Origin of the sequence: Tenacibaculum adriaticum (genome assembly GCF_008124875.1) — a bacterium.
In the GTDB taxonomy this organism is placed as follows: domain Bacteria; phylum Bacteroidota; class Bacteroidia; order Flavobacteriales; family Flavobacteriaceae; genus Polaribacter; species Polaribacter adriaticus.
Genome location: NZ_VNIA01000001.1, coordinates 701,216 through 727,883 on the forward strand (window position 1 = coordinate 701,216; position 26,668 = coordinate 727,883).

General features: G+C 31.2%; 21 protein-coding genes. All 21 read left to right on the forward strand.

Annotated elements, in window-relative coordinates:
- Positions 1–12 precede the first annotated feature (12 nt).
- Entirely contained in the window at positions 13–477 is a 465-nt protein-coding gene (locus C7447_RS03270) for a MarR family winged helix-turn-helix transcriptional regulator (RefSeq protein ID WP_148868745.1), read from the forward strand.
- A gap of 10 nt (positions 478–487) precedes the next feature.
- Complete coding sequence (locus C7447_RS03275) at positions 488–1,603, forward strand: efflux RND transporter periplasmic adaptor subunit (protein ID WP_148868746.1); 1,116 nt, start codon at positions 488–490, stop codon at positions 1,601–1,603.
- Between the two features lie 3 nt (positions 1,604–1,606).
- On the forward strand, positions 1,607–4,807 hold the full coding sequence (locus C7447_RS03280) for an efflux RND transporter permease subunit (protein WP_148868747.1): 3,201 nt from the start codon (positions 1,607–1,609) through the stop codon (positions 4,805–4,807).
- Positions 4,794–6,110: a TolC family protein gene (locus tag C7447_RS03285; RefSeq protein ID WP_148868748.1), complete on the forward strand. Its 1,317-nt coding sequence runs from the start codon at positions 4,794–4,796 to the stop codon at positions 6,108–6,110. Before C7447_RS03280 ends, C7447_RS03285 begins: the two co-directional genes overlap by 14 nt.
- 122 nt (positions 6,111–6,232) lie before the next feature.
- Positions 6,233–6,847, forward strand: a complete 615-nt coding sequence (locus tag C7447_RS03290; RefSeq protein WP_148868749.1) for a DUF2202 domain-containing protein — start codon at positions 6,233–6,235, stop codon at positions 6,845–6,847.
- 67 nt (positions 6,848–6,914) lie between these two features.
- Positions 6,915–7,421: a ferritin-like domain-containing protein gene (locus tag C7447_RS03295; RefSeq protein WP_148868750.1), complete on the forward strand. Its 507-nt coding sequence runs from the start codon at positions 6,915–6,917 to the stop codon at positions 7,419–7,421.
- 175 nt (positions 7,422–7,596) lie between these two features.
- Positions 7,597–9,057, forward strand: a complete 1,461-nt coding sequence (locus C7447_RS03300) for an NAD(P)/FAD-dependent oxidoreductase (RefSeq protein WP_148868751.1) — start codon at positions 7,597–7,599, stop codon at positions 9,055–9,057.
- A gap of 38 nt (positions 9,058–9,095) precedes the next feature.
- A complete protein-coding gene (locus C7447_RS15030; RefSeq protein WP_262712196.1) occupies positions 9,096–9,230 on the forward strand; it encodes a hypothetical protein in 135 nt (44 codons plus the stop codon).
- 42 nt (positions 9,231–9,272) lie between these two features.
- Positions 9,273–9,992: a peroxiredoxin gene (locus C7447_RS03305; RefSeq protein ID WP_148868752.1), complete on the forward strand. Its 720-nt coding sequence runs from the start codon at positions 9,273–9,275 to the stop codon at positions 9,990–9,992.
- Positions 9,993–10,169: 177 nt separating this feature from the next.
- Entirely contained in the window at positions 10,170–10,847 is a 678-nt protein-coding gene (locus tag C7447_RS03310) for a DUF6799 domain-containing protein (RefSeq protein ID WP_148868753.1), read from the forward strand.
- Between the two features lie 62 nt (positions 10,848–10,909).
- Positions 10,910–11,818: a hypothetical protein gene (locus tag C7447_RS03315; RefSeq protein ID WP_148868754.1), complete on the forward strand. Its 909-nt coding sequence runs from the start codon at positions 10,910–10,912 to the stop codon at positions 11,816–11,818.
- Positions 11,819–11,919: 101 nt separating this feature from the next.
- Entirely contained in the window at positions 11,920–13,224 is a 1,305-nt protein-coding gene (locus tag C7447_RS03320) for a TolC family protein (protein ID WP_148868755.1), read from the forward strand.
- A gap of 8 nt (positions 13,225–13,232) precedes the next feature.
- Positions 13,233–14,315 carry an efflux RND transporter periplasmic adaptor subunit gene (locus C7447_RS03325; RefSeq protein WP_148868756.1) on the forward strand — a complete coding sequence of 361 codons (1,083 nt, stop codon included), beginning with the start codon at positions 13,233–13,235 and terminating at the stop codon, positions 14,313–14,315.
- 198 nt (positions 14,316–14,513) lie between these two features.
- Positions 14,514–17,708, forward strand: coding sequence for an efflux RND transporter permease subunit (locus tag C7447_RS03330; protein ID WP_148868757.1), 3,195 nt, complete (start codon positions 14,514–14,516; stop codon positions 17,706–17,708).
- Between the two features lie 89 nt (positions 17,709–17,797).
- The gene (locus tag C7447_RS03335) at positions 17,798–18,103 is read left to right on the forward strand and encodes a hypothetical protein (RefSeq protein WP_148868758.1); all 306 of its coding nucleotides are present in this window, start codon (positions 17,798–17,800) and stop codon (positions 18,101–18,103) included.
- A gap of 18 nt (positions 18,104–18,121) precedes the next feature.
- Positions 18,122–18,307: a YgaP family membrane protein gene (locus C7447_RS03340; RefSeq protein ID WP_148868759.1), complete on the forward strand. Its 186-nt coding sequence runs from the start codon at positions 18,122–18,124 to the stop codon at positions 18,305–18,307.
- A 139-nt stretch (positions 18,308–18,446) separates the two neighbouring features.
- Positions 18,447–18,836: a hypothetical protein gene (locus C7447_RS03345; RefSeq protein WP_148868760.1), complete on the forward strand. Its 390-nt coding sequence runs from the start codon at positions 18,447–18,449 to the stop codon at positions 18,834–18,836.
- A 70-nt stretch (positions 18,837–18,906) separates the two neighbouring features.
- A complete protein-coding gene (locus tag C7447_RS03350) occupies positions 18,907–23,220 on the forward strand; it encodes a CusA/CzcA family heavy metal efflux RND transporter (protein WP_148868761.1) in 4,314 nt (1,437 codons plus the stop codon).
- Between the two features lie 13 nt (positions 23,221–23,233).
- The gene (locus C7447_RS03355) at positions 23,234–24,358 is read left to right on the forward strand and encodes an efflux RND transporter periplasmic adaptor subunit (RefSeq protein WP_148868762.1); all 1,125 of its coding nucleotides are present in this window, start codon (positions 23,234–23,236) and stop codon (positions 24,356–24,358) included.
- 88 nt (positions 24,359–24,446) lie between these two features.
- Positions 24,447–25,271, forward strand: a complete 825-nt coding sequence (locus tag C7447_RS03360; protein ID WP_148868763.1) for a 5'-nucleotidase, lipoprotein e(P4) family — start codon at positions 24,447–24,449, stop codon at positions 25,269–25,271.
- 124 nt (positions 25,272–25,395) lie between these two features.
- On the forward strand, positions 25,396–26,244 hold the full coding sequence (locus tag C7447_RS03365) for a universal stress protein (protein WP_148868764.1): 849 nt from the start codon (positions 25,396–25,398) through the stop codon (positions 26,242–26,244).
- Positions 26,245–26,668: the final 424 nt, after the last annotated feature.

A 26,668-nucleotide genomic window follows, 5' to 3' on the forward strand; every position in this document is an offset into this window, starting at 1 on the left:
TACTTTTGCAAAATGAAATCTGATGAAAATAATATTGATTTTGAAAACTCGATTGGACCTTGGTTAGGTAAGACCGTTAAGTTGGTTGATTATTTTTTACAAGAATCATTTAGCTCAAAAGACCTTGATTTAACAAAAGAGCAGATGGTTGTTCTTAAAAAGCTGCACGATAAAGATGGTTTAAATCAAAATAAACTTGCTTTTCTAACACTTCGAAATAAATCTTCATTAACACGCTTACTTATAAAAATGGAAGCCAAAAATTATATTTTTAGGGAGCATAGTAATGAAGATAAGCGGATTAAAAATGTATACATAACTGAATTAGGTAAAGAAGTGTATGCAAAAGCGAAACCTGTTATTAAAAATTTAATGACAACGATGGAGCAAAATATTTCTTCGGAAGAAAAACAACAAATAATTCAAATTCTAAAAAAAATTCAAACTAATTTTTGTTCTAAAGCAGAGCACATTTAACTAACAAAACATGAGAAAAATAATTCTTTCACTTTTTGGAGTATTAATTATCGTCGGGACTTTATTACTTGGAAAGTACATTATTGCCAACAAACAAAAACCAAAACCAGTATTCAATAAAATTGTGAAAACGGTTTTTGTAGAAAATGTTAAGAACAAAGAAATTCCAATTGTATTAACCACAAGTGGAAACTTAACAGCTAAAAATAAAATAGAATTATTTTCGGAGGTTCAAGGAGTTTTAAAACCATCAGCAAAACCATTTAAAGCCGGAACAAGCTTCTATAAAGGACAATCTTTATTAAGTATTAATAGTGATGAGTTTTATGCTAGTTTACAATCGCAAAAAAGTAACTTATTTAACCTCGTTACTTCCATAATGCCCGACCTACGTTTAGATTACCCAGAGAATTTTAAAAAATGGGAAGCATATTTACAGCGTTTTGATCTCAATAAATCAACACCAAAACTACCCGAAGCTTCATCAGAAAAAGAAAAATATTTTATCTCAGGAAGAGGTATTACTACCGCTTATTATAACGTTAAGAATTTAGAGGTAAAACTAGGTAAATATAGAATTAGAGCTCCTTTTAATGGAATTTTAACCGAAGCTTTAGTAACACCAGGAACTTTAGTTCGAGTTGGTCAGAAATTAGGAGAATTCATAAGTCCATCAGTATTTGAAATGGAAGTTTCTATTAATGCAGAATATGCAGATTTATTAAAAGTAGGCAACACAGTTTCTTTATCAAATTTAGAACACACTAAAAAATATACAGGAAAAGTAGTTCGCGTAAACGGGAAGATAGACCAAACCTCTCAAACCATAAAAGCATTTATAGAAGTAAAACATCAAGATTTAAAAGAAGGAATGTATTTAGAAGCCGATTTGGTTGCAAAATCTGAAAAAGAGGCTTTTAAAATTTCAAGAAAATTGTTGGTAGATAATAACAGTGTGTATATCGTTAAAAACGACAGCATTTTAAGCTTGGTTAAAATAGACCCTGTTTATTTTGGAGCAGAAAATGTTATTATAAAAGGCTTAGAAAACGATACTAAAGTTTTAACACAAACACTTCCTGGAGCATATAGCGGAATGACTGTTAAAATTAATAAAACTCAGTAACCAATGAAAAAAATAATAACCTATTTTATTAAATATCCGGTTGCTGTTAATGTTTTTATAATTGCGTTTATCGTTTTCGGATTATTAGGTGCTTTAAGTATGAAGTCGTCTTTCTTTCCGTTGGTAGATTCGCAATTAATCAGCATTAATTTGGTATATCCAGGGGCTTCTCCACAAGAAATGGAAGAAGGAGTTGTGTTAAAAATTGAAGACAATTTAAAAGGAATTGTCGGTGTAGAAAGAATAACATCAGTTTCTCTTGAAAACTCTGCAAGAGTATATGTAGAAGTAGAAAAAGGAAAAAATATTGATGTTGTTTTATCGGATGTAAAAAATGCAGTAGATAGAGTTCCGTCTTTTCCTAGCGGAATGGAACCACCAGTTATTGCAAAAGTAGAAAATATTAGATCCACCATTAGTTTTACCGTTAGTGGGGAAAATTTACCACTAACCACATTAAAGCAATATGCTAGAAATATTGAAAATGATTTACGAGGTATTGACGGAATTTCCCAAGTAGATTTATCTGGTTTTCCCGAAGAAGAAATAGAAATTGCTGTTAGAGAAAATGATCTACGTGCATTTAATATGTCTTTTACAGAAGTTGCTAATGCTATAAGAAATTCAAATATCTTAATTACAGGTGGTAACATAAAAACAGATGAAGAAGATTATTTAATCCGAGCAAGCAATCGTTCTTATTATGGAATTGAGCTTCAAAATTTAATTGTTAGAACAGAATCTTCAGGAAATATTATAAGGTTAAAAGATGTTGCAGAAGTAAAAGATATTTGGTCAGAGAATCCAGATAGATTGTACTATAATGGAAATCTAGCTATTGATATTACGGTAAGTAATACAAACAATGAAGATTTAATTTCATCGGCAGATAAAATTAAAGAATACATTCATAAATTTAATCAACAACACGAAAATGTTCAGTTAAATGTTTCTAGTGATTCTTCAGTTACATTAAATGGAAGAACGCAACTATTAATAGAAAACGGAATTTTTGGGATCTTATTAGTATTGTTGTTTTTGGCCTTGTTTTTAAATGTAAGATTAGCTATTTGGGTAGCTTTTGGTTTGCCGATAGCCTTTTTCGGAATGTTTATTTTTGCAGCACAATTAGGCGTTACTATTAATGTATTATCACTCTTCGGGATGATTATTGTTATTGGTATTTTGGTTGATGACGGAATTGTAATTGGAGAAAACATTTATCATCATTATTACGATTTAGGAAAATCTAAGATTAAAGCCGCTATTGATGGAACCATGGAAGTAATTCCGCCAATTGTTTCAGCAATTTTAACAACTATAATTGCCTTTTCTACCTTCTTTTTTGTGGATGGAAGAATAGGTAGTTTTTTTAGTGAAGTTTCTACTATTGTATTGCTCACACTATCTGTTTCTTTGGTAGAAGCTTTAATTATTTTGCCAGCACATATTGCTCATTCGAAAGCGCTTCAAAGAAAAAAAGATGAAAATGGAATAGCTATAAAAGAGAATAAATTAGATGCTTTTTTTACAAAAGTGAATGAGAAAGCAGATGGCTTTTTAGTAAATATTAGAGATAAATATTACATGCCATTTCTAAGATTTTCTCTTCAAAATAAGCTTTTTGCTTTCGCAATTCCTATTGCATTGTTAATTTTCAGTTTTGCAGGAATTGGTGGAGGAATTGTAAAAACATCATTTTTCCCTTCTATAGCAAGTGATAGAGTTCAGATATCGCTAAATATGCCACAAGGAACCAATGAAAAAATTACAGATTCCATTATATCTTCAATCGAAGAAAAAGTTTGGATTATCAATAAAGAATACACCCAAAAACAAACTGGAAATATTGATGTTGTTCAAAATGTAATTAAAAGAGTAGGTCCAGGTACCGCAAATGCAACATTAACAGTAAACTTATTGCCTGGAGAATCTAGAGATTTTTCATCACCAGAAATCACCAATTCAATTAGAGATAAGGTAGGAAAAGTATATGGTGTAGAAAGCTTAATGTTCGGTTCTGGAGGGAATTTTGGGGGTAGCCCGGTAGCTGTTTCTTTATTAGGAAGTAATATTGAAGAATTGAAAGCAGCCAAAAAAGAGTTGAAAGATGAATTGGAAAACAATCCTCTTTTAAAAGATGTTGCAGATAATGATCCGGCAGGAATTAAGGAAGTGAAAATTAAACTGAAAGATAATGCGTATTTACTCGGATTAAATTTACAATCGGTAATGTCGCAAGTACGTTATGGTTTTTTTGGGTTCCAAGCACAACGTTTTCAACGTGGACAAGACGAAATAAAAGTTTGGGTACGTTACGACAAAAAAGATAGATCTTCTATAAAAAATTTAGATGAAATGAGAATTGTAGCTCCTAACGGAACGAGAATTCCATTTTCTGAAATTGCTACTTATGAAATTGAAAGGGGAGATATCGCTATTAATCATTTAAGTGGAAAAAGAGAAATTCAAATTTCTGCAGATTTAAAAACACCAGGTGAAGGAGCAACGGAAATTATAGAGGATATTAAAACGAGATTAATGCCAGAGATTACCTCTAAGTATCCAACAGTTTCTCCTTTATATGAAGGACAAAATAGAGAGGCTAAAAAGACAACAGATTCTGTAAATGTAGTAGGCCCTATTATTTTGTTGTTAATCTATATAACAATTGCATTCACATTTAGATCTTACAGTCAGCCAATTTTATTGATTTTAATGATTCCTTTTAGTATGATAGGAGTAGTATGGGGGCATTATTTTCACGGATTTGCAATTGGTATTTTATCTTGGTTAGGAATTATTGCTTTAATAGGAATTATGGTAAATGACGGATTAGTTTTAATAGGGAAATTCAACAGTTATTTAAAAGAAGGGGTAAAATATGATGAAGCTTTAATTAGAGCAGGTCAATCTCGTTTTAGAGCTATTTTATTAACATCATTAACAACCATTGCAGGTCTAGCACCTTTATTATTAGAAAAAAGTAGACAAGCTCAATTTTTAAAGCCTATGGCAATTTCAATTTCTTATGGTATTGGAATCGCAACTATTTTAACCCTGGTAATGTTACCGTTATTATTATCGGTTTCTAATTCAATAAAAGTGTTTATAAAATGGTTAAAAACAGGAAATAAAGTAAGTAAAGAAGAAGTTGAAAGAGCAATTATAGAATCTAAATTTGATAGCGATGAAATTCATTAATAAATATATATGTATAGGAGCTGTTTTATTTTCTTTTCAGCTAGTAGCTCAAAATACACTAACCAAAAAAGAAGCGTTAAAAATTACATTAGAAAATAACTATGGTATTAAGATAGCGAATAATAATATTAAAGTGGCTAAGAATAATTCTAGTATTTACAACTCGGGATATTTACCAACAATTTCGGCTACTTCAGGAGCCAATTATAGTAATACAAACCAAACAGTTGTTCGTCAAGACACCACTATAAGTATTAATGGAGCAGTTACAAAATCGTACAATGCATCTGTTGGTTTAAATTATACCATTTTTGATGGTTTGGGTAGAAAATATAATTACGATCAGTTAAAAGAGCGATATGATTTATCTGAATTACAGGCTAGAGAAACGATTGAGAATACCTATTTACAACTATTTACCGTTTATTTTCAAATAGCACGTTTATCTGAGAACACCTCAAGTTTACAAGAAGCATTAAAAATATCTAAACAACGATTGAAACGTGCAGAATATCAATATGAATATGGACAGTCAACCAAATTAGAATTGTTAAATGCTGAGGTAGATGTTAATAATGATAGTATAGCTTTTATAAATTCGAAACAGCAATTTGCGAATGCAAAACGTAGTTTAAATATTATTCTAGGAGTCTCAAAAGAGGTTGGTTATGATGTTGAGACAGAGGTTAGCTTTAGTACACTGTTAAACTTGGATGATCTTTTATCTGAGGCTAAATCTAATAATGTATTGTTAAAGCAAAACGAAAAAAATATAGCTATAAATGAGTTTAATATTAAAGTTAACAAAGCAAATTATCTACCAAGTTTAGGATTAACAACTTCTTATGGGTGGAATAAAAGTGAAAATCCGGCAACTTCATTTGCTACGGGTTCAACATCAGACGGGTTAAGTGCAGGTTTAAATTTATCATGGAATTTATTTGACGGAGGAAGTACAAAAACACGTGTGGCAAATGCGAAAATTGCGTTAGAAAATCAAGAGATTTTATTAGAACAACAAGAAGAAACTTTAGAAAATAATTTAAAAAACACTTGGGAAGATTATCAAAATAAACTGTTTGTTTCAAGAGCTCAAGAACAAAATGTGATTACAAGTCAGAATAACTTTGATAGAACGGAAGAGCGTTACAAATTAGGACAAGTTTCATCCATAGAATTCAGGCAAGCACAAATCAATTTAATAAATACAAAAACAGCGTTAAACAACGCAAAATTTGATGCGAAACTAATAGAATTACAATTATTACAATTAAGCGGACAAATTTTAAATACTGAGTTTTAAAAATAGATTTTAATCTAATTAAAAAAACAGCCTATAGGCTGTTTTTTTTTTGTGTAACAAAAGTTGCTGTTTGTTAGAGTGTTATGTCGGAAATTAGTGAAGCAATTTTAAATGATATTGACATGAAAAGAACAAGGTTACTTATTGTAGTATTTGGACTTATATTAGTTACTTCTTTTATTTCTTGTAGTAAGGATGATGATAACACTGGAAATAATAATACAGAAATAACACAAACAGATAAAGAAGCTTTGTTGTTTATGTTAGAAGAGGAGAAATTAGCTCGAGATACTTATTCGTACTTATACGGTTTATGGAGAATTGTGCAATTCTCAAACATTAAAAGCAGTGAGCAATCTCATATGAATGCTGTTGCTAATTTATTAGATCTTTACAATATTGATTACACAATCTTAGAAGAAGGATTATTTGTGAATCAAGATTTACAAAATCTTTATAATCAGTTTGTAATTGATGGAGCAATAGATCAAACAAAAGCACTACAAATTGGAGCGACTATTGAAGATTTAGATATTGTGGATTTAGAAAACAATATTAAAGTTACTTCAAATACAGCTATTATTTCGGTATTTGAAAGTTTACAATGCGGTTCAAGAAATCACTTAAGAAGTTTTGTTTCTGCTATAGAAATTTTTGGAGAAAAATATACACCTCAATATTTAACACAAGAAGAGTATAACTCAATAATAAACAGTAGTAATGAACAATGTAATTAATGATAAATGTCATTGTATGAAGGTTCTTTATTTCTGAATTTTATAGCCAAATTAATAAATTAAGATCATGAAAAGCATAATTAAAAACAGTCTGTTAATTTTTCTTTTAGCGGTTTCATATATAAGTTTCTCTCAAGATAAAAGTATGAGTGAAATTGAGGATATGAAATATATGGTTGAAGAAGAAAAAATGGCAAGAGATGTATATGAATATTTAGGTGATAAATGGAATTTAAGAGTATTCAATAATATTAAACAAAGTGAACAACGTCATATGGAGATGATGCAAAACTTACTAGAGGTAAATAAGATTGATTATACGATAAGTAAAGAAAAAGGTGTGTTTTTCAATAAAGAATTACAGAAGATTTATGATGCACTAATTACTCGCGGATCAACATCAGTACTTGAAGCAATAGAAGTTGGTAAATTAATTGAAAAAAAAGATATTGAAGATTTGGAAGGAGCGATACGCAACTCACAAGACGATTTTGCAAAACAAGTATATTCATATTTATTAAAAGGTTCACAAAATCATTTAAGAGCTTTTAACAGACAATTATCAAGATATTAAAAAGGGTAGCATTAATGCTACCCTTTTTAATGTAACAAAAGTTACTTCTAAAAGTATTTAAAAGGATAATCTTTACAAAATCTTTAAACATGTATTGTTCACACAACCAACATGATGAATGTCATTTTATGTAATAAAATCTTAAACTAAATTTATCCTAACTAAATAATAGAAAATGTCAAAAATAGTTGTTTTAGGAGCTGGAATATCAGGCCATGTTGCCGCAGCTCATTTACGAAGAAAACTACCTAAAGAACATGAGGTTATTGTAGTTTCTCCGAATAGTAATTACCAATGGGTTCCTTCCAACATTTGGGTTGGTATTGGAAGAATGAAATCTAAAGAAATTTACTTTCCACTAGCACCTTTGTATAAAAAGAAAGGAATAGGTTTTAAACAAGCAAAGGTAGTTACTTTTCATCCTGAAGGTGATAAAGATATAGCTAAACCTTATGTGATGGTTGAGTATGTTACAGAAGAAAGAAAAGGAGAAAAAGAGAAAGTTACCTACGATTATTTAATTAATGCTACAGGGCCAAAATTAAATTTTGAAGCTACAGAAGGGTTAATACCAGGTACTAATAAAACATATTCCGTTTGTACATATCATCATGCAGATGAAGCATGGAAAGCTTTAAGTGAACTGATTCAACAGATGAAACAAGGAAAAAAAGCTAAAATTATGATTGGTACAGGACATGCGAAATCAACTTGTCAAGGAGCAGCTTTTGAATACATTTTAAATGTAGAGCAAGAATTAAGGGAGCACAAAGTAAGAGAGAATGCAGAAATAACTTGGATTGCAAATGAACATGAACTTGGAGATTTTGGTATTGACGGCATGTTGATGAGCTATGGAAATATGACTATGAAATCTAAAGAAATGGTAGAAATGATTTTTGAGGATAGAGGGATTAAATGGATCATTGAAGCAGGTGTGAATAAAATAGAAGACGGAAAGTTACATTACGAAACCTTGGATGGCGAATTTAAAACCGAAACCTACGATTTTGCAATGTTAATTCCTGCTTTTTCGGGTCATGGTTTTAAAGCGTATAATAAAGAAGGTGTAGATATTACAGATAAACTTTTTAAAGGTTTTATGATTGTTGATGCAGATTATACTCCGAAACCATATGAAGAATGGTCGGTTCAAGATTGGCCTGAAACTTATCAAAACCCATCATACCCAAACATTTTTGCTCCGGGAATTGCCTTTGCTCCACCACATCCAATTTCTAAGCCGCGTACAAGTAAAAACGGAACCCCAATTTCTCCATCTCCTCCAAGAACAGGAATGCCTTCTGGTATTACAGCAAAAATAGTTGCCGATAATATTATAGATACCATAAAAAAAGGAGGTGATATTTCTTTACATCATAAAGGGTCTATGGGAAATATGGGTGCTGCGTGTATTGCTTCTGCAGGTTATGGATTAACAACAGGAAGCGGAATGAGTATCACTACTTTTCCAATAGTTCCAGATTATCATAAATACCCAGATACTCAAGGTAGAAAACTAGGAAAAACCTTTGGGTCTATTGGTTTAGCAGGGCATTGGTTAAAGCTAGCATTGCATTATGCTTTTTTATACAAAGCAAAAATGAAACCATTTTGGTGGTTAATTCCTGAATAATCCTAAAAAGTTAATCCTTGAATAAAAATAGCAGTATCATGACACAAAGAATATCAAAATATCAACGATTCATAATGATGAATCCAATCATTCAGTTTTTTAAATTCATTTTTTTAAGTATTAAAATAATGGTAATTGTAGCTGGTGGACATGGAGGAACAAAATCTGAATAACAACCAAAATTAGTAGAAATAAAAATTAACGAATAAAACAAAATGGAAACAACACTAGAACAACAAGAAGTACTATCAATGCCAAGAATAGGAGATAAAGCACCGTCATTTACCGCAGTAACAACTCAGGGAGAAATTAATTTTCCTGAAGATTATACAGGAGAATGGTCAATTTTATTTAGTCATCCAGCAGATTTTACACCAGTGTGTACATCCGAGTTTATGACATTTGCTCATCTTGAAGAAAAATTTGAAAAGGCAAATTGTAAACTTATCGGGTTGTCTATTGATGGGCTATATAGTCATATCGCTTGGTTAAGAACTATTAAAGATAAGATAGAATTTAATGGAATGAAAAACATCGAAGTAAAGTTTCCATTAATTGAAGACATTACGATGAATGTTGCAAAAAAATATGGAATGATTCAACCAGGTGAAAGTAAAACACAAGCAGTAAGAGCCGTGTTTTTTATTGATCCAAAATCTATTGTTAGAGCTATTATATATTATCCGTTGAGTTTAGGACGTAATTTTGATGAAATTTATAGAGCGCTTATTGCGATGCAGACTTCGGATGCTTTTAATGTAGCAACCCCAGCAGATTGGAATCCTGGAGATGATGTTATTATTTCACCAGCAGGGTCTTGTGGTGTTGCTGAAGAAAGAATGACAAATACTGATGATTTAGAATGCGAAGATTGGTTTTTCTGTACTAAAAAATTAGATAAACAAACCGTTTTAGATACAATTATCAAAAAATAATAAATTTTAAAGAAGTTGAATTTTCACACTTCTTAAATTTTAAATGAAAACACCTGCTTATAAGCAGGTGTTTTCATTTAAAAAACTGATTTTAAAATAATTAGTATGATATAAGTCATTTTTATTTATTAATGATGTATATACATTTACATAATTATAACCCAAAAATGTATCAAAATGAAAAAAATACTTTTAGTAATAGCCTTTGTTGTTTTAGGAACAGCAACTATGAGTGCACAAGACCCAGACCAAGTTAGAGATAGAGATCAAGTACGATTAATGTTAGTTGATGGTGATGTTTTACAAATCAGGGATCGAGATCAAATTCGATTAAAAGATAAAGTAACCTTAAACGACGGAACAGTTCTTAGTTTAAATGGAAGATATCAGACAAAAGACCAACAAAAACTTCGTTTAAAAGATGGAGAATGTATGGATGTAGATGGTGTAAAATATCGTAACGAATATCAATACAGATACAAAGTACAACAAGAAAATAAAGGATTATCACAAGCTCAGATTCAAGAACGAAATCAAAATAGAGTTCATTACATGCTAGTTGATGGTGAAGTTTTACAAATTAGAAATCAAGAACAAAATAGATTACAAAAACAATTAAAACTTAGTGATGGCTCTATGGTAAATCCCGATGGTTCTTATCAGACAAAAGATAGAAAGCAATTACGTTTAAAAGATGGAGAGTGTGTTAATTTAGAAGGTAAAATGTACCGAAATACCTATACACAAAGAAAAATGCTGCTTCAAAAAAATAAAAAAGCGAGTAAGAATTTAATGAAGAAAAAAGTTCAGAAAAAGCCTGTTGTTCAGAAAAAGGTTATGAAAAAAGGAAAGTAATAAATCAATAAAAAGGATTTATAATTATTATAAATCCTTTTTTATTCTTAAAGCCTAATATTATGAAAACTACAAAGTTTAAATTTACTACACTATTAGTCCTTTTTTATTTATTCAGTGGTACTATAATTAGCCAAAACAAAGATATTGATCAAAATATTGTAGTAAATGATTCGTCTTACGTAAAAGAAAAAGATTCATCGTATGTGCTAGCAGATGTGAGTTTTATAAATGATGCGGTTTTTATGGGTAGAAAAGATTCGATAGCAGCACCCTATTTATATCCTTCAATAATGTATCATAATAAATCTGGGTTATATGCAAAAGGTTCTTTTTCGTATTTAACAGGGTCGGAAGAAAACAGAATAGATTTGTTTTTACTTACAGCGGGATTTGATTTTACATCAAAAAAATTAGAAGGAGATATTTCTGTTACTAAATATTTTTTTAATGATGATAGTTATAATGTTATTTCAGAAGTTGAGATAGATTTAACAGCAAGTTTTAAATATGATTTTAGTATTATTAATTTAGGAATAATAGCGAGTACATACCTTAATAAAGGTGATGATTCGGATTTCTTTTTGTCATCAGAAATAAGTCATGATTTTATGAGTTCGGACAATAAATTTCAATTTTCTCCCACAGCAGGAATTCATTTAGGGTCTCAAAATTTTTATGAGCAATACTATATAAATAATCGCTTTGGTAATAGAAAAGGAGGTTCTGGACAAGGAAGTGGCTCACAACAAACAGCCCAAATAAATATACAAGAAAGCGAAAACTTCGATATTATGGCAATTGAATTTAGTTTACCAATCTGGTTTACAGATAATTCATTTATAATTTCATTTATACCTTCTTTTGTATTACCGCAAAACGAACCAACACTTCTTATTGAAGACTCTGTCATAAAAGAAAATTTAGAGAACACCTTTTATTGGATACTTGGTGTAGGCTATAAATTCTAGAAAGAACAATCCCCTTTTTATCATTCTCCCCTAGGTAACAAATGTTACTTACTAGCGCGTTTATGCGTGGTAATTTTGCGTCAAATTAATTGAATTATATAATGAAAAACAAATTGTTAATAATACCATTAATATTACTTTCTTCCTTTGTAAAGGCGCAAGAAGTAGTAACGGTAACTAAAAGTGAAGTTATTTCTAAAGTAAAAGAAAATAACAATACTATTAAGATATCACAGCAAGATATTTTAGCAGCAAAAGGAGATTTTAATCAAACCAACGCTGTGTTTTTACCAAATATTACAGCATCTCATACAGGAATAGCAACTACAAATCCGTTAATGGCTTTTGGTTCCAAATTAAATCAGGAAATTCTTACACAAAACGATTTCAATCCTGCTTTATTAAATGATCCGGCAGAAACCAAAAATTTCGCAACTAAAATTGAAGTACAACAACCTTTAATAAATGTAGACGGAATTTTTCAACGTAAAGCGGCAAAAGCAAAGTTGAATGCAACTAAGTTACAATCTGAAAGAACTAAAGATTATATAGAGTTAGAGGTTGAAAAGGCTTATATGCAATTACAATTAGCGTATAAAACGGTAGATGTTTTAGAAAAAGTAAAAGAAACAGCTTTAGAAAATAAACGATTAGCAGATAACAGTTTTAAACAAGGTTATTTACAAAGAGCAGATGTTTTGGCTGTAGAGGTTCGTGTAACCGAAATCAACAATCAGTTACAATATGCTAAAAGTAATATTGAAAATGCATCAAACTACTTATCGGTACTAATGAACGATAAAACGTATAGCATTTTTAAACCATCAGATTCTTTAACGGTAACTACGGAAGCAATTTCTGTTGATGGATTGTCTGAAAACAGAGCAGATATCCAAGCAATGACATACGCTAAAGACGCTTACCAACAAATGCATAAAGCAGATAAAATGACGTTTTTACCTCGTTTAAATGCTTTTGGAAGTTATGAATTATACGACGATAAAATTTTTCAAGCAGATGCTAACGGATATTTAGTTGGGGTACAATTAAGCTGGGATATTTTTCAAGGTTCTAAGCGTTTTGGAAAAGCTCAAAAAAGTAAAGCTGAGTTTGAAAAAGCTGAAATAGAGTTGCAAGATTATATGGCTAAAAGTCAGGTTGAACTAAATAAGGCAAAACGTATGTTACAAGATGCTAAAAATAATTTAGCTCTTACCGAATTAGCATTACAACAATCAGAAGAATCATTAAGAATCAGAAAAAACAGATTCGAACAAGGATTAGAAAAAACAACTGATTTATTAATGTCTGAAGCGAAGTATGCACAAAAGCAATTAGAATATTATGCAACAATTTTCCAACACAATTATGCATATGCATACGTACAATTTTTAACTAAAGAATAATTTTTAAGATGAAGAAATATATATACACAATCGCTCTAGTATCATTATCCCTTTTAGTAACAAGTTGTGGAAGTGATGATAAAAAAGTAACAACAGATAATTCAACACCAATTGCTGTAAAAGTAAAAGCAGTACAAGCAGACGGTAACAATCCTTTTGTAACAGCAAGTGGAAAAATTCAAGCAGAAAACAGTGCCGATTTAAGCACTCGTATGATGGGGTTTGTAAACAAGGTTTACGTAAATGTTGGAGATAAAGTTAGCAAAGGACAATTATTAATGTCTATAAACAATGCTGATTTACAAGCAAAACGTGCTCAAGTAAACGCAGGTATTACAGAAGCAACTGCAGCGTATAACAATGCAGAAAAAGATTACAATCGTTTTAAGAGTTTGTTTGCTGAAAAAAGTGCTTCACAAAAAGAAATGGATGATATGACAGCACATTTCGAAATGGCTAAAGCACGTTTAGAAGCTGCAAATCAAATGAAGAATGAGGTAAATGCTCAATTTAAATATGCTAATATAACAGCTCCATTTAATGGTGTTGTAACGAGTAAGAACATTGAAGCAGGTGATATGGCAAATCCAGGAATGCCTTTAATTTCTGTGGAAGCTCCAGGAAAATTTGAAGTAATGGCAATGGTTCCAGAAAGTGAAATATCTCAAATTAAAAAAGGAACTGAAGTTAGTGTGGTTGTAAAATCTATCAATGAAACATTAAAAGGAAAAGTAACAGAAGTGAGTACATCGGCAAAAAATACAGGCGGACAATTCTTAGTAAAAGTAGCTTTAGATAAAACAGATGCTAAAATTTTATCAGGAATGTTTACAACCGTTCAGTTTCCAGTAGCTAAAAAAGCAACGGCTTCAACAATGATTTTAATTCCAACAAGTGCTATTGTTGAAAAAGGTCAACTTACAGGAGTATATACAGTTAGCCAAAGTAATACAGCTGTGTTACGTTGGTTACGATTAGGAAGAACTTTTGGAGACAATGTTGAGGTTTTATCTGGTTTATCAGCTAAAGAATCATATATCGTTTCTGCGGAAGGAAAATTATACAACGGAGCAAAGATCTCAATTAAATAACAAATAAGCCGCGTTGAGGGTAGTAGTGAAAATTCTTTTTAACTTAATAAATAAGTTGTCATTACGAGGAGTATAGCGACGTTGTAATCTCCTAATCGATTAAGAGATTGCCACAGTAAATTAAGAAATTTACTTCGCAATGACATATAAAAAGATTGAAACGAATAGCCAGTTAAAACGCTAAAAAAAATATAAATTATGAAAGAAGGTTTAGCAGGAAAAATTGCCAAAAGCTTTATAGGCTCTAAGCTTACTGTGCTTCTAATGATCGTGTTTATGGTTATTGGAGTGTATAGTTCGTTTTTAATTCCACGTGAAGAAGAACCACAAATTGATGTGCCAATGGCGGACATCTTTGTTGGATATCCGGGAGCGAGTCCTACGGAAGTGGAATCGAGAGTTATAAAACCATTAGAAAAATTAATTTCCAACATTAAAGGTGTTGAGTATGTGTATTCAACATCAATGAAAGAGCAAGGAATGGTCATTGTTCAGTTTTATGTTGGTGAAGATATTGAACGTTCGTTTGTAAAGTTATATAACGAAATCAATAAACATATGGATCAAATGCCGAAAGGTGTAACGTTTCCATTAGTAAAAACACGTGCTATTGATGATGTGCCTATGTTAGGGTTAACATTGTGGAGTGAAAACTACGATGATTATCAATTAAGCCAAATGGCTCAGGAGCTAGAAAGTGAAATTAAAAAAGTAAATGATGTTGCTATCACACATAAAATTGGAGGTAGAAACCGACAATTGCGTGTAGTTTTAGATAAAGATAAATTAGCTTCTAGCGGATTAGATTTCTTATCGGTTTCTGAAATGATCAAAGCGAATAACTCACAATTAAATTCAGGAAGTTTTGATAAAAATGACACCGAGTTTTTAGTAAATACAGGTAAGTTTTTAGAGTCTGTTACCGATGTTGAAAATTTAGTAGTTGGTGTACAACAAAATCAACCTATTTACTTAAAACAAGTTGCAAAGATTATTGATGGTCCTGAAGTTCCACAAAATTATGTGTCATTAGGATTTGGACAAGGAAGTGAAAAAGCTTCAGAATATAAATCAGAATATCCTGCAGTTACTATTTCAGTAGCGAAAAGAAAAGGAGCGGATGCAATGAAAATTGCAGATGTTATTATTGATAAAGTTGAACACTTACGCTCAACGTTAATTCCAGATGATGTGCATGTTGAAATCACTAGAAATTATGGTGAAACAGCATCTCATAAAGTGTCAGAATTATTATTACACCTTATTGGTTCTATCATTGCTGTTACACTTGTGGTAATGTTAGCAATGGGTTGGCGTGGAGGATTGGTAGTGTTCTTATCAGTACCAATTACGTTTGCCTTAACGCTGTTAAGTTATTATATGTTAGATTATACTTTAAACAGAATTACCTTATTCGCGTTAGTATTTGTAACAGGTATTGTGGTAGATGATTCTATTATTATTGCTGAAAATATGCACAGGCATTTTAAAATGAAACGCTTGCCATTCAAACAAGCTGCTTTATATGCCATCAACGAAGTTGGTAACCCAACAATCTTGGCAACATTTACGGTAATTGCTTCGGTATTACCAATGGCGTTTGTATCAGGGTTAATGGGGCCATATATGGCGCCAATGCCTATTGGAGCATCTATTGCAATGATTTTATCATTATTTGTAGCATTAACCATTACTCCATATTTAGGATACATTTTCTTGAGAGAGAAAGATAAAAAAGGAGTAGAGGAGAAACCTGAAAAACCAGTTGAAGACACTTTAATTTATAAGATTTACAACAAGTTTGAAAGACCTTTATTAGAAAACAAAACTAAACGTTGGTTGTTTTTAGCAGGAACTTTCCTGTTGTTAATGGGAACAATGGTGTTGTTTGTTACCAAATCGGTTGCTGTGAAAATGTTACCTTTTGATAATAAAAATGAATTCCAAGTAGTAATAGATATGCCTGAAGGTACAACACTGGAAAGAACAGGTGTTGTTGCTCAAGAAATCTCGCAATACTTATCTACACGTCCAGAAGTGGTGAATTATCAGAATTATATTGGAACTTCGGCTCCAATCACTTTTAATGGTTTGGTACGTCATTACGATTTACGTGGAGGAAGTAATATGGCAGATATTCAGGTGAATTTATTGGATAAAAAAGATCGTAGTGCTCAAAGTCATGATATAGCAAAATTGTTACGTCCAGATATTCAAAAAATAGCTTCAAAATACAATGCGAATGTAAAATTAGTTGAAGTTCCACCAGGACCTCCAGTATTATCTACCATTGTTGCTGAAGTTTATGGACCAGATTATGATGAGCAAATGAAAATTGCTAACAGCGTTCAGGATATCTTAAAGAATTCTGAAGATGTTGTAGATATTGATTGGATGGTTGAAGACGATCAAACAGAATATCAGTTCAATATTGATAAAGAAAAAGCAATGTTGTACGGTGTTGCACCACAACAAATTGCCTATACCATGAATATGGCGTTGTCTAACAGAGCAATCACCAATTTGTATGATGAAGATGCTTCAAATCAAGTAGGTTTAGTATTAGCTTTAGATGAAAAAGAGAAATCGACTATTAGTGATATTTCTCAATTGAAAGTGAAGTCTAAGCAAGGAAATATGGTTCCTATTGCAGATTTAGTAGATGTCAAACAAACTACTGCTGCTAAGAGTATTTATCGTAAAAATCAAAAGCGAGTGGTATATGTAATGGCAGATATGGCTGGAGAGCTAGAAAGTCCAGCATATGCAATATTAGGAATGGAAAAGAAATTAAAAGAAATTCCATTGCCTGCAGGTTACGAGATTAACGAAATGTATTTGGGTCAACCAGATTTTGAAGATGATTATACAGTAAAATGGGATGGTGAATGGCAAATTACCTTAGAAGTATTTAGAGATTTAGGAATTGCCTTTTTAGGAGCCATCATTTTGATTTATATTTTAATAGTTGGATGGTTCCAAAACTTTAAAGCACCAGTTGTGATGATGGTTGCAATTCCGTTATCATTAATCGGAATCATATTAGGACACTGGATGATGGGTGCATTTTTTACAGCAACTTCATTTATTGGAATGATTGCGCTAGCAGGAATTATGGTGAGGAACTCGGTATTACTGATTGATTTTATCAATCTGCGAACAGCAGAAGGTGTGCCATTAAAACAAGCAGCTATTGAAGCTGGAGCAGTTAGAACAACACCAATTTTATTAACAGCTGGAACCGTTGTAATTGGAGCATTTGTAATCCTTTTTGACCCAATTTTCCAAGGATTAGCAATTTCGTTAATGGGAGGAACAATTGTATCAACTGTGTTAACATTGTTGGTTGTACCATTAGTTTATTATATGATTGAACGTAAAAATTATAAATAAGATGAAATGAGACAACTGGGTTTGATATTGTATAAGGATACTTTTAAGTCGAATTCCATTTGTCAAAAATTCAAAATAAAACAATTCAAATGAAATTATTAATAGTTACCGTTGTAGAACAATTTCAAAAGGAAATACTACAACTTTTCAAGAAGGCAAAAATTGAAAGCTTTAGTGGTTCAGAAATTGACGGATATAAAAATGTTGAGTCTTTGTTAATGACTACGAGTTGGTTTCCAAGTGAAAAAGGAGGAGCAGAATCAAGTTTGTTTTTTTCTTTTACAGAAGAAGAAAAGATCGATGAGTTATTCGACCTTATAAAAGAATTTAATCAAAATTTAGATACGAATAACCCAATAAAAGCGGTTGTAGTTCCTATTGAAAAATATATTTAAACTTAAAAATTAATTAAAATGTTAAATAAGTATTTTAGAATTATCGTTGGTACAATGGTATTATTAAGTGTTGTGCTTACTATTTATGTTCATCCAAATTGGATGTGGTTTACTGTATTTATTGGTGTAAATTTAATTCAATCTGCATTTACAAAATGGTGCCTCTTAGAAACCATTTTAAAGAAATTAGGAGTTAGAGAGTAATTATAAATAAAAACCGTTCTTATTAAAAACAGGAGCGGTTTTTAATTTTTATTTATCATATTAAAAAATAGGTATCTTTCAAATAATGTAACTTTTGTTACGTAAAAACTTTTAAGTTTTTTGTACCTTCGGCATTCACATGAGTAAATTGTTTGCCATATCGTATTCATTATTAATTCTCGTGCAGAGTTTTAATATTAACCTTGAGGATGTTTCTAAATTCAAGGTGTTATTAGAACATGCAGAATTTCATCAAAAAACCTATGGAGATAGTTTTTTTGAGTTTATAGCAGAGCATTATGGTAGTGAAAAGTATACCCATGGCAGTGATCATAAAGAACATGAAAATTTACCTTTTAAGGGAGACCATCAAATGTGCTCTCATATTCACATTCCTTTTACTATAAATTCAACAAATTACAATATTGAGCATCCTTCATTTGTTGAAATTCCTTTCAATTTTTTTTATAAAGAATCCCATTCTATTTTCGAGAAACATGCTGTTTTTCAACCACCTAAGTGCGCATAATTCATACTGATTAAAATCATTTCATTATAAGCTGTTTATCAATAGCTTACAACGTTTTTATACATGAATTATGTTAGAAAATATTATAAAATTCAGTTTAAAGAATAAACTTATTATTCTTTTATTAATAGCCTTTATTATTGGCTTCGGGGTTTTCTCGGTAACTCAAATACCTATTGGAGCCGTTCCTGATATTACCAATAACCAAGTACAGGTTATTACTACATCCCGAAATTTGTCGACTCAGGATGTTGAACAATTTATTACCTATCCTGTGGAATTAGAAATGGCTAATTTACCAGGCGTTGAAGAAATTCGTTCGGTTTCAAAATTTGGTCTTTCGGTTGTCACTATTGTTTTTAGTGATGATTTAGGCACCTTTTTACCAAGACAACTCATTGCCGAAAAAATAAAATCGGCTTCAGAGAAAATTCCTCAAGGTTTTGGATCTCCAGAAATGGGACCAATAACGACTGGTTTGGGTGAAATTTACCAATACATTTTAGATGTAAAACCAGGATACGAAAATCGTTATTCTGCTACAGAACTAAGAACCATTCAAGATTGGATTGTAAAACGGCAACTCTCCGGAATACCTGGAGTAGTTGAAGTCAATACTTGGGGTGGATTTTTAAAACAATACGAAGTTGCTATCAATCCGCAGAAATTAAAAGCAATGAACATCGCTATTTCAGATATTTACATGGCACTAGAAAAAAATAATAGTGTTGCTGGTGGTGGTTATATTGAAAAGACAAATAAATCCTTTTTTATTCGAGGTGAAGGATTGGTATCCTCGCTTGAAGATATTGAGAATATCGTTGTTAAAAATGAAGGTTTGCCAATTTACATAAAGGATATTGCAAAGGTTGGTTTTGGTAGTGCCACTCGTTTTGGAGCCATTACAGGAAATGGAGAAGGAGAAAAAGTCTTAGGACAAGTTATGATGCTAAAAGATGGTAACTCCAAAGAAGTAATAGATGCTGTTAAAGAACGTGTAGCTTCCATCCAAAACTCATTACCAGAAGGCGTTTATATTAATGGTTTTTTAGAGCGAAGTGAACTGATTGGCAAAACCACTTTTACAGTAGCCGAAAATTTAATATTAGGATCTCTCATCGTAATTTTTGTAGTGGTTTTATTGTTAGGAAACTTACGTTCTGGTTTGGTAGTTGCTTCAGTAATCCCTTTAAGTTTACTATTTGCAATTTCATTAATGAATATTTTCGGAATTGACGCCAACTTGATGAGTTTGGGAGCGATCGATTTTGGAATTATCATTGACGGAGCTGTTATTATTGTGGAATTTATTGCTTTTCGAATTACAGCTCAAGCGGTTAAAATACAATCCTTATCAAAAGAAGAACAGCAAGCAGATGTAGATACTATTACATTAAAAAGCGCATCTAAAATGATGAATTCTGCCATTTTTGGCCAACTGATCATCCTTATCGTCTTCATTCCAATTTTATCATTAAGTGGTGTGGAAGGAAAAATGTTTAAACCAATGGCATTAACCTTCAGTTTTGCATTAATTGGGGCAATGTTATTTTGTTTAACCTATGTTCCCGTAATTTCTTCCATGTTTCTAAAACCAAGCATACAGAGCGACAAAAACATTTCAGTACGCTTAATGAAATTCTTAAATAAAGGGTATAAGCCAATTATAAATTGGGCGCTAGGACATAAAAAAACAGTGATTTCACTTTCAGTACTCTTATTGGTTTCAAGCTTCTGGATTTTCAGCAAAATGGGTGGCGAATTCGTACCGACTTTAGATGAAGGGGATTTTGTAATTCAACCGGTTTTAAAAACAGGAACCTCATTAAGTAAGACCATAGAAATAACAACAAAAATTGAACAAATACTACTAGATAATTTTCCTGAAGTAGACCAAGTGGTGAGTAGAATTGGAGCTGCCGAAGTTCCAACAGACCCAATGTCTATGGAAGAAAGTGATGTGATTATTAAATTAAAACCAAAAAAGGAATGGACATCGGCAAAAAGTAAAGATGAATTGGCCGATAAATTTAAAGAAACTTTGACCATAATTCCTGGTATGGAAGTAGAGTTTACACAACCTATCGAAATGCGATTTAACGAGTTAATTACTGGAGTTAGAGCTGATGTTGCGGTAAAGATTTTTGGTGAAGATTTATCCGTTTTAGCAAATAAAGCAAATGAAATAAAATCACTGATTCAAAATGTTGAAGGAGCATCAGATATTACGATTGAAAAAGTAGAAGGTTTACCTCAAATGAGTGTGAGTTACAACCGAAGTAAAATTGCACGTTATGGTTTAAATATAGCTGATTTAAACCAGGTGATTTCTATGGGATTTGCTGGCGGAACAGTAGGAAATGTTTTTGAAGGTGAAAAGCGTTTTGATTTGGTGATTCGTTTAGATGAAGCGCATCGAAAAAACTTAGAAAGTCTTCAAAATTTATATGTAGATACAACTAATGGAACGAAAATTCCGTTGAGAGAATTAGCCGAAATTAAATATACAACGGGTCCTGCAAAAATTTCGAGAGACGACACCAAGCGTCGTATTGTAGTTGGTATTAATGTTAGAAACAGAGATTTACAATCGGTTGTAGATGATGTTAGAAACATTATTGAAAGCAACCTTAAATTACCTACAGGGTACACGATTACGTATGGCGGGCAATTTGAAAATTTACAAAGCGCAAAAGCACGTTTAATGGTGGCAGTTCCAATTGCATTGGTGCTTATTTTTATCTTGCTCTACTTTGCATTTAATTCGGTTAAAGAAGCGCTTATGGTATATTCTGCGATTCCGTTGTCTGCGGTTGGAGGCATTTTATTATTATGGATTAGAGATTTGCCTTTTAGTATTTCTGCAGGTGTTGGTTTTATTGCACTTTTTGGAATCGCCGTATTAAATGGCATTGTTTTAATCGAACATTTTAAAGAGCTTAAAGAGCAGGGTATTACTGAGGTTGATGAGCGAATTAAAAAAGGAACATCGGAACGTTTACGTCCGGTTTTATTAACAGCTGCAGCTGCAGCCTTAGGGTTTTTACCGATGGCAATTTCAACAAATGCAGGAGCTGAAGTACAACGCCCTTTAGCAACAGTAGTTATTGGTGGATTGGTAACAGCAACAATTTTAACTTTAGTTGTATTACCTGTTTTATACGCTTGGTTTGAAGAAAAAACAGCATTAAAAATGAATAAAAAAGGAATAGCTTCAGTGGTAATTATACTGCTCTCATTCACAATAAGTGCACAGCAGAAACCATTAACGATTGATGAAGCAGTTGCATTGGCTATTGAAAACAATGCAGGTTTAAAAGCATCGTCTTTAAAAGTTGATGAATCTGAAGCATTAATAGGAAGTGCTTTCGATTTTGACAAAACATCAATTTATTACAATTATGATGAGAATAATTTAGCAATAAACGGAGATCCTTTAAAGGTGTTTGGAATCGCACAAGACTTTAAATTTCCAACGGTTTATTTTGCTAATAAAAAGGTAAATAAAGCCAAAAACAGCATAGAAAAGTCTAATTACAATATCAAATTAGAAGAAGTTAAAAGAGAGGTGTATTTGTCTTTCTACAATTTGAGTTATGCTAAGAATAAAGTCAAAACTTATCGGTTTTTAGATAGTTTGTATCAAAATTTCGCTAAAGTAGCAGCGCGTCGTTTTGAATTGGGAGAGACGAATTATTTAGAAATGATTACCGCAAAATCGAAGCAAAAGCAATTACAAACGCTTTTTAGTCAGGCACAGCAAGAAGCAATTTTGAATTATGAGCAACTTAAAGAAGTGGTGCAAGTAGACGGTATTGTAATTGAAGAGAACGCGTTGATAAAACTTCCTTTGAAAACTATTTCTAAAGAAAATAATATTGGTTTACAATATTTTGAAGCCTCAAAAACCTATTACAATGCATTGCATCAGCAGGAAAAACAACATTTACTTCCCGATTTAAGTGTAGAATATTTTCAAGGGAGCAACGATGCTCTAAATAGTAATGTTAAAGGATATCAACTCGGAATTAAAATTCCGTTGTTGTTTGGTGGGAAATTATCCAAAATAAAAGCTTCAAAGATTGCAAGAGAGATTATTGAAGAGCAACAAAATGATTATAAAGCAAAACTTTTTTCAGAATACAATAAGCTATTGGCAAAACTTCAACAATATGAAGACGCAGTAAGTTATTATGAAGCTCAAGGAAAATCTTTATCTCAGGAAATTATAAAAACAGCTGGAAGTAGTTTTAAAAACGGTGAGATAGACTTTTTTCAATACATACAAAGTGTAGAAAATGCGACAGATATTGAACTGAATTATCTTGAGAATTTACAGATATACAACCAAACAGTTATTACCATAAATTATTTAACCTTATAGAAATACAAACGTTATGAAACGCATATATATATTACTTTTTTCACTTGCATTAGCGTCTTGTGGAAAGTCTGAAAAAAACACTGAAACAGCAATAGAACAAGTTACTAGTAATAACACTATAACTATTACTCAGTCTCAATTTGAATCTGAAAAAATGGAGTTAGGAACATTATCAGAGCAATCATTTAATGAAACAATAAAAACAAATGGCTTTATTGATGTTCCTCCACAAAATAGAGCAAGTGTGAGCACTTTTTTAGGAGGTTATGTTAAAAGAACACCTTTATTAATTGGGGATAAAGTTAAAAAAGGTCAATTGGTTGTTATACTTGAGAATACTGAGTTTGTAGAAGTTCAACAAGAGTATTTAGAAGTTACTGAACAACTTAATTATCTAAAAACGGAGTTTGAAAGACAACAGACTTTGTATAATGAAAAGATCACTTCACAAAAGAATTTTTTGAAAGCTGAAAGCACTTATAAAAGCTCGTTGGCGCAATATAACGGTCTACGAAAAAAATTAAAAATGATGAATATTAATCCAACTTCTGTAGAACAAGGGAATATTTCATCAACAATAAATATTTATACACCCATTCAAGGGTATGTAACTAAAGTGAATGTGAGCAACGGAACTTATGTTTCTCCTTCGGAGACCATAATTGAAATTGTTAATACAGATCACATTCATTTAGAATTGACTGTGTTTGAAAAGGATATTTTGAAAATAAAAAAAGGTCAGGTTATTCACTTTAAAATTCCTGAGGCGTCAAATAAAGTTTACAAAGCAGAAGTGCATTTGGTGGGTACCTCTGTAAATGAAAAAGACAGAACGGTTAAAGTTCACGGACACCTCGAAGATGATGAAAAAACCAATTTTGTAACAGGAATGTTCGCAGAAGCAGAAATAATAAGTAGCACAAAAAAGACATTAGCCTTACCAAAAGAAGCTATAACTGAAGTTGATGGAGATTATTTTGTATTGGTTTTAAAGAATAAAAATGAAGGAGTTTACACTTTTGATACGCTAAAATTGGAAGTAGGAAAACAATCAGAAGAATTTGTTGAAGTGACAAATATTTCAGATTTAAAAGGGAAAGAGATCTTAACCAAAGGTGGATTTATGTTGTTGAACTAACTAAAATTAGATGTTAATATCATTTGAAAATGATATTAGATTCAGGTAGCTTTGAATTATCTTTGTTAAAAATATAGATAGTAAATTTATGAAAAACAGAATAGCTCTTCTATTATTAATACTCACTATTGGTTGTAAATCGACAAGTATTCAATCTAATGATTCGATTTCTAAATCACAAAAAGGCGATGTACTAAATAAAGAATATTCAATATTGGCTGTTTTATGGCAACAAAATTCAGCTGAATACAAAGCACTCACATATCAGGCTTTTAATACGGCTCAACTTCAATTAGATAATATGCTCCGTAACAAAAAAGGTTCTGAAAAACCTATGGCAATTGTTACAGACATAGATGAAACACTCCTGGATAACAGCCCTTATAACGCAAAAATGATTGAGTTAAATGAAGATTATTCAGAAGCTAGGTGGATAGAATGGGGAAAAGAACGAAAAGCAAAAGCAATTCCAGGAGCATTAGAGTTTTTTAAATATGCTAAAAGTAGAGGTGTGGAAATTTTTTACATATCTAATCGTTTATCAAAGCAAAAAAGAGAGACTATTGAGAATATGCAAAAATTGGGCTTTCCTTTTTCAGATGATCAACATGTTTTATTGAAGACAGATACGAGTAAAAAAGAATCAAGGAGATTTCAAGTTGAGAAAACACATGAAATAATAATGTTACTGGGAGATAATTTATCTGATTTTCATTTTGTTTTTGATGATCAGCCATCAGAAACAAGAAGCCGTAAAGTTGATAGCTTAAAAACGTTTTTTGGAAATAAATTTATTGTATTACCCAATCCAATGTATGGAGATTGGGAAACCGATGGAATATTAGAAGGAAACTATAAATGGACTCCATATCAAAAAGATTCTATCCGACGTAGCAAAATACGATCGTATTAGGATTTTACTTATCTCAATTTATTTTCTAACAAGTAGTATATAAAGCCTCTAACATGACTATTGTCATTTTAGGGGTCTTTTTAGTTTGATACTTTTGAATAATCATTGTACTAAATTAATCAAGATGAAAAGAGTAATACTACACGCAACCGATTATTCAGAAAATGCGATACCAGCATTAAAGTATGCTTTTAGTTTAAGTGAAAAATTAAATGCGAGTTTATTTATAGTTCATATTTTCGATTATCCTACAATTTTTGATGAAGGCCTTAAAGAGCCTTATAATTCTTTAGAAAAAGAGTCTTATAAATTACATCATGACAAACTAGTTGATTTTTGTAAAAAACATTACAAAGGTGATCTAGATAAAATAGATGTAACATTTGAAGCTATTGAAGATAAATCAATAGAAAATGGAATTATAACCAAAATAAATGAATTAAATGCCGATTTAATAGTTACTGGCACTAAAAGTGAAAAATTATTAAAAGAGTTGCTTTTAGGTAGAACGATAAAACATCTTATCGATAGGGCTCCATGTCCTGTTTTAATGGTTCCTAAAAAAGCTAAAGTAAGAGAAATTAGAACCATTGTTTATGCGTCTGATTTTGAAGAGAGAGATATTAATGCTATTCAAGATTTACTTAAAATAGCAAAACCGTACAATGCAACCTTAAAAATTGTTCATTTTTCTACCAAAGAAGAATATCATGGAGATGAACAAATGGAATGGTTTAAAGAATTACTTCGAGAAAAAATTTCATACAATAATATTGAAACAGAGATCTTATTTTCTGATAATATCTTTAACTCATTAAGAGAATATCTAGGGAAAAATAAAGCTGATATAGTAGCGATGTTAGAAAGAACCCCGAAAGGCTTAGTAAAAAAAATATTTCATGCTGATTTGGTAAAAAAAATGGGAACTTTAGGAAACTTTCCTTTAATGAGTTTTAACGAAAACCGTTTATAAAAAATATTTAAAATTAGGACAAATGGAAAGAAGAATATATAGAATATTAATTGTTATCTCATTAGTGTTAGGTGTTTATCTTTTTAACATAAGAGAATCTCATTCGGTCCTTTTTGTGTCGCTAACTTTAGGATTAATTTTTTTTCTTTTTAGTGCTGGTGTCCATGGGTTATTAGCACATTCGATTAATCCAAAACTTAAAAACTATACTATTGTGTATCCAATACTTATGGGACTATTTTGGGTTTTTTTATTAATGATATTAATATTTTTTATCATTCCAATTTACTGTCCTAATTTCATATATAAAGGATAATTTATAATTTTCGAAACTCACTTGCTAAGTGAGTTTCCTTTTTAATTATACAGCGTAATTTTTTAATCAATTGATTATTAATGATAAATGTCATTTCTAAAACTGCTT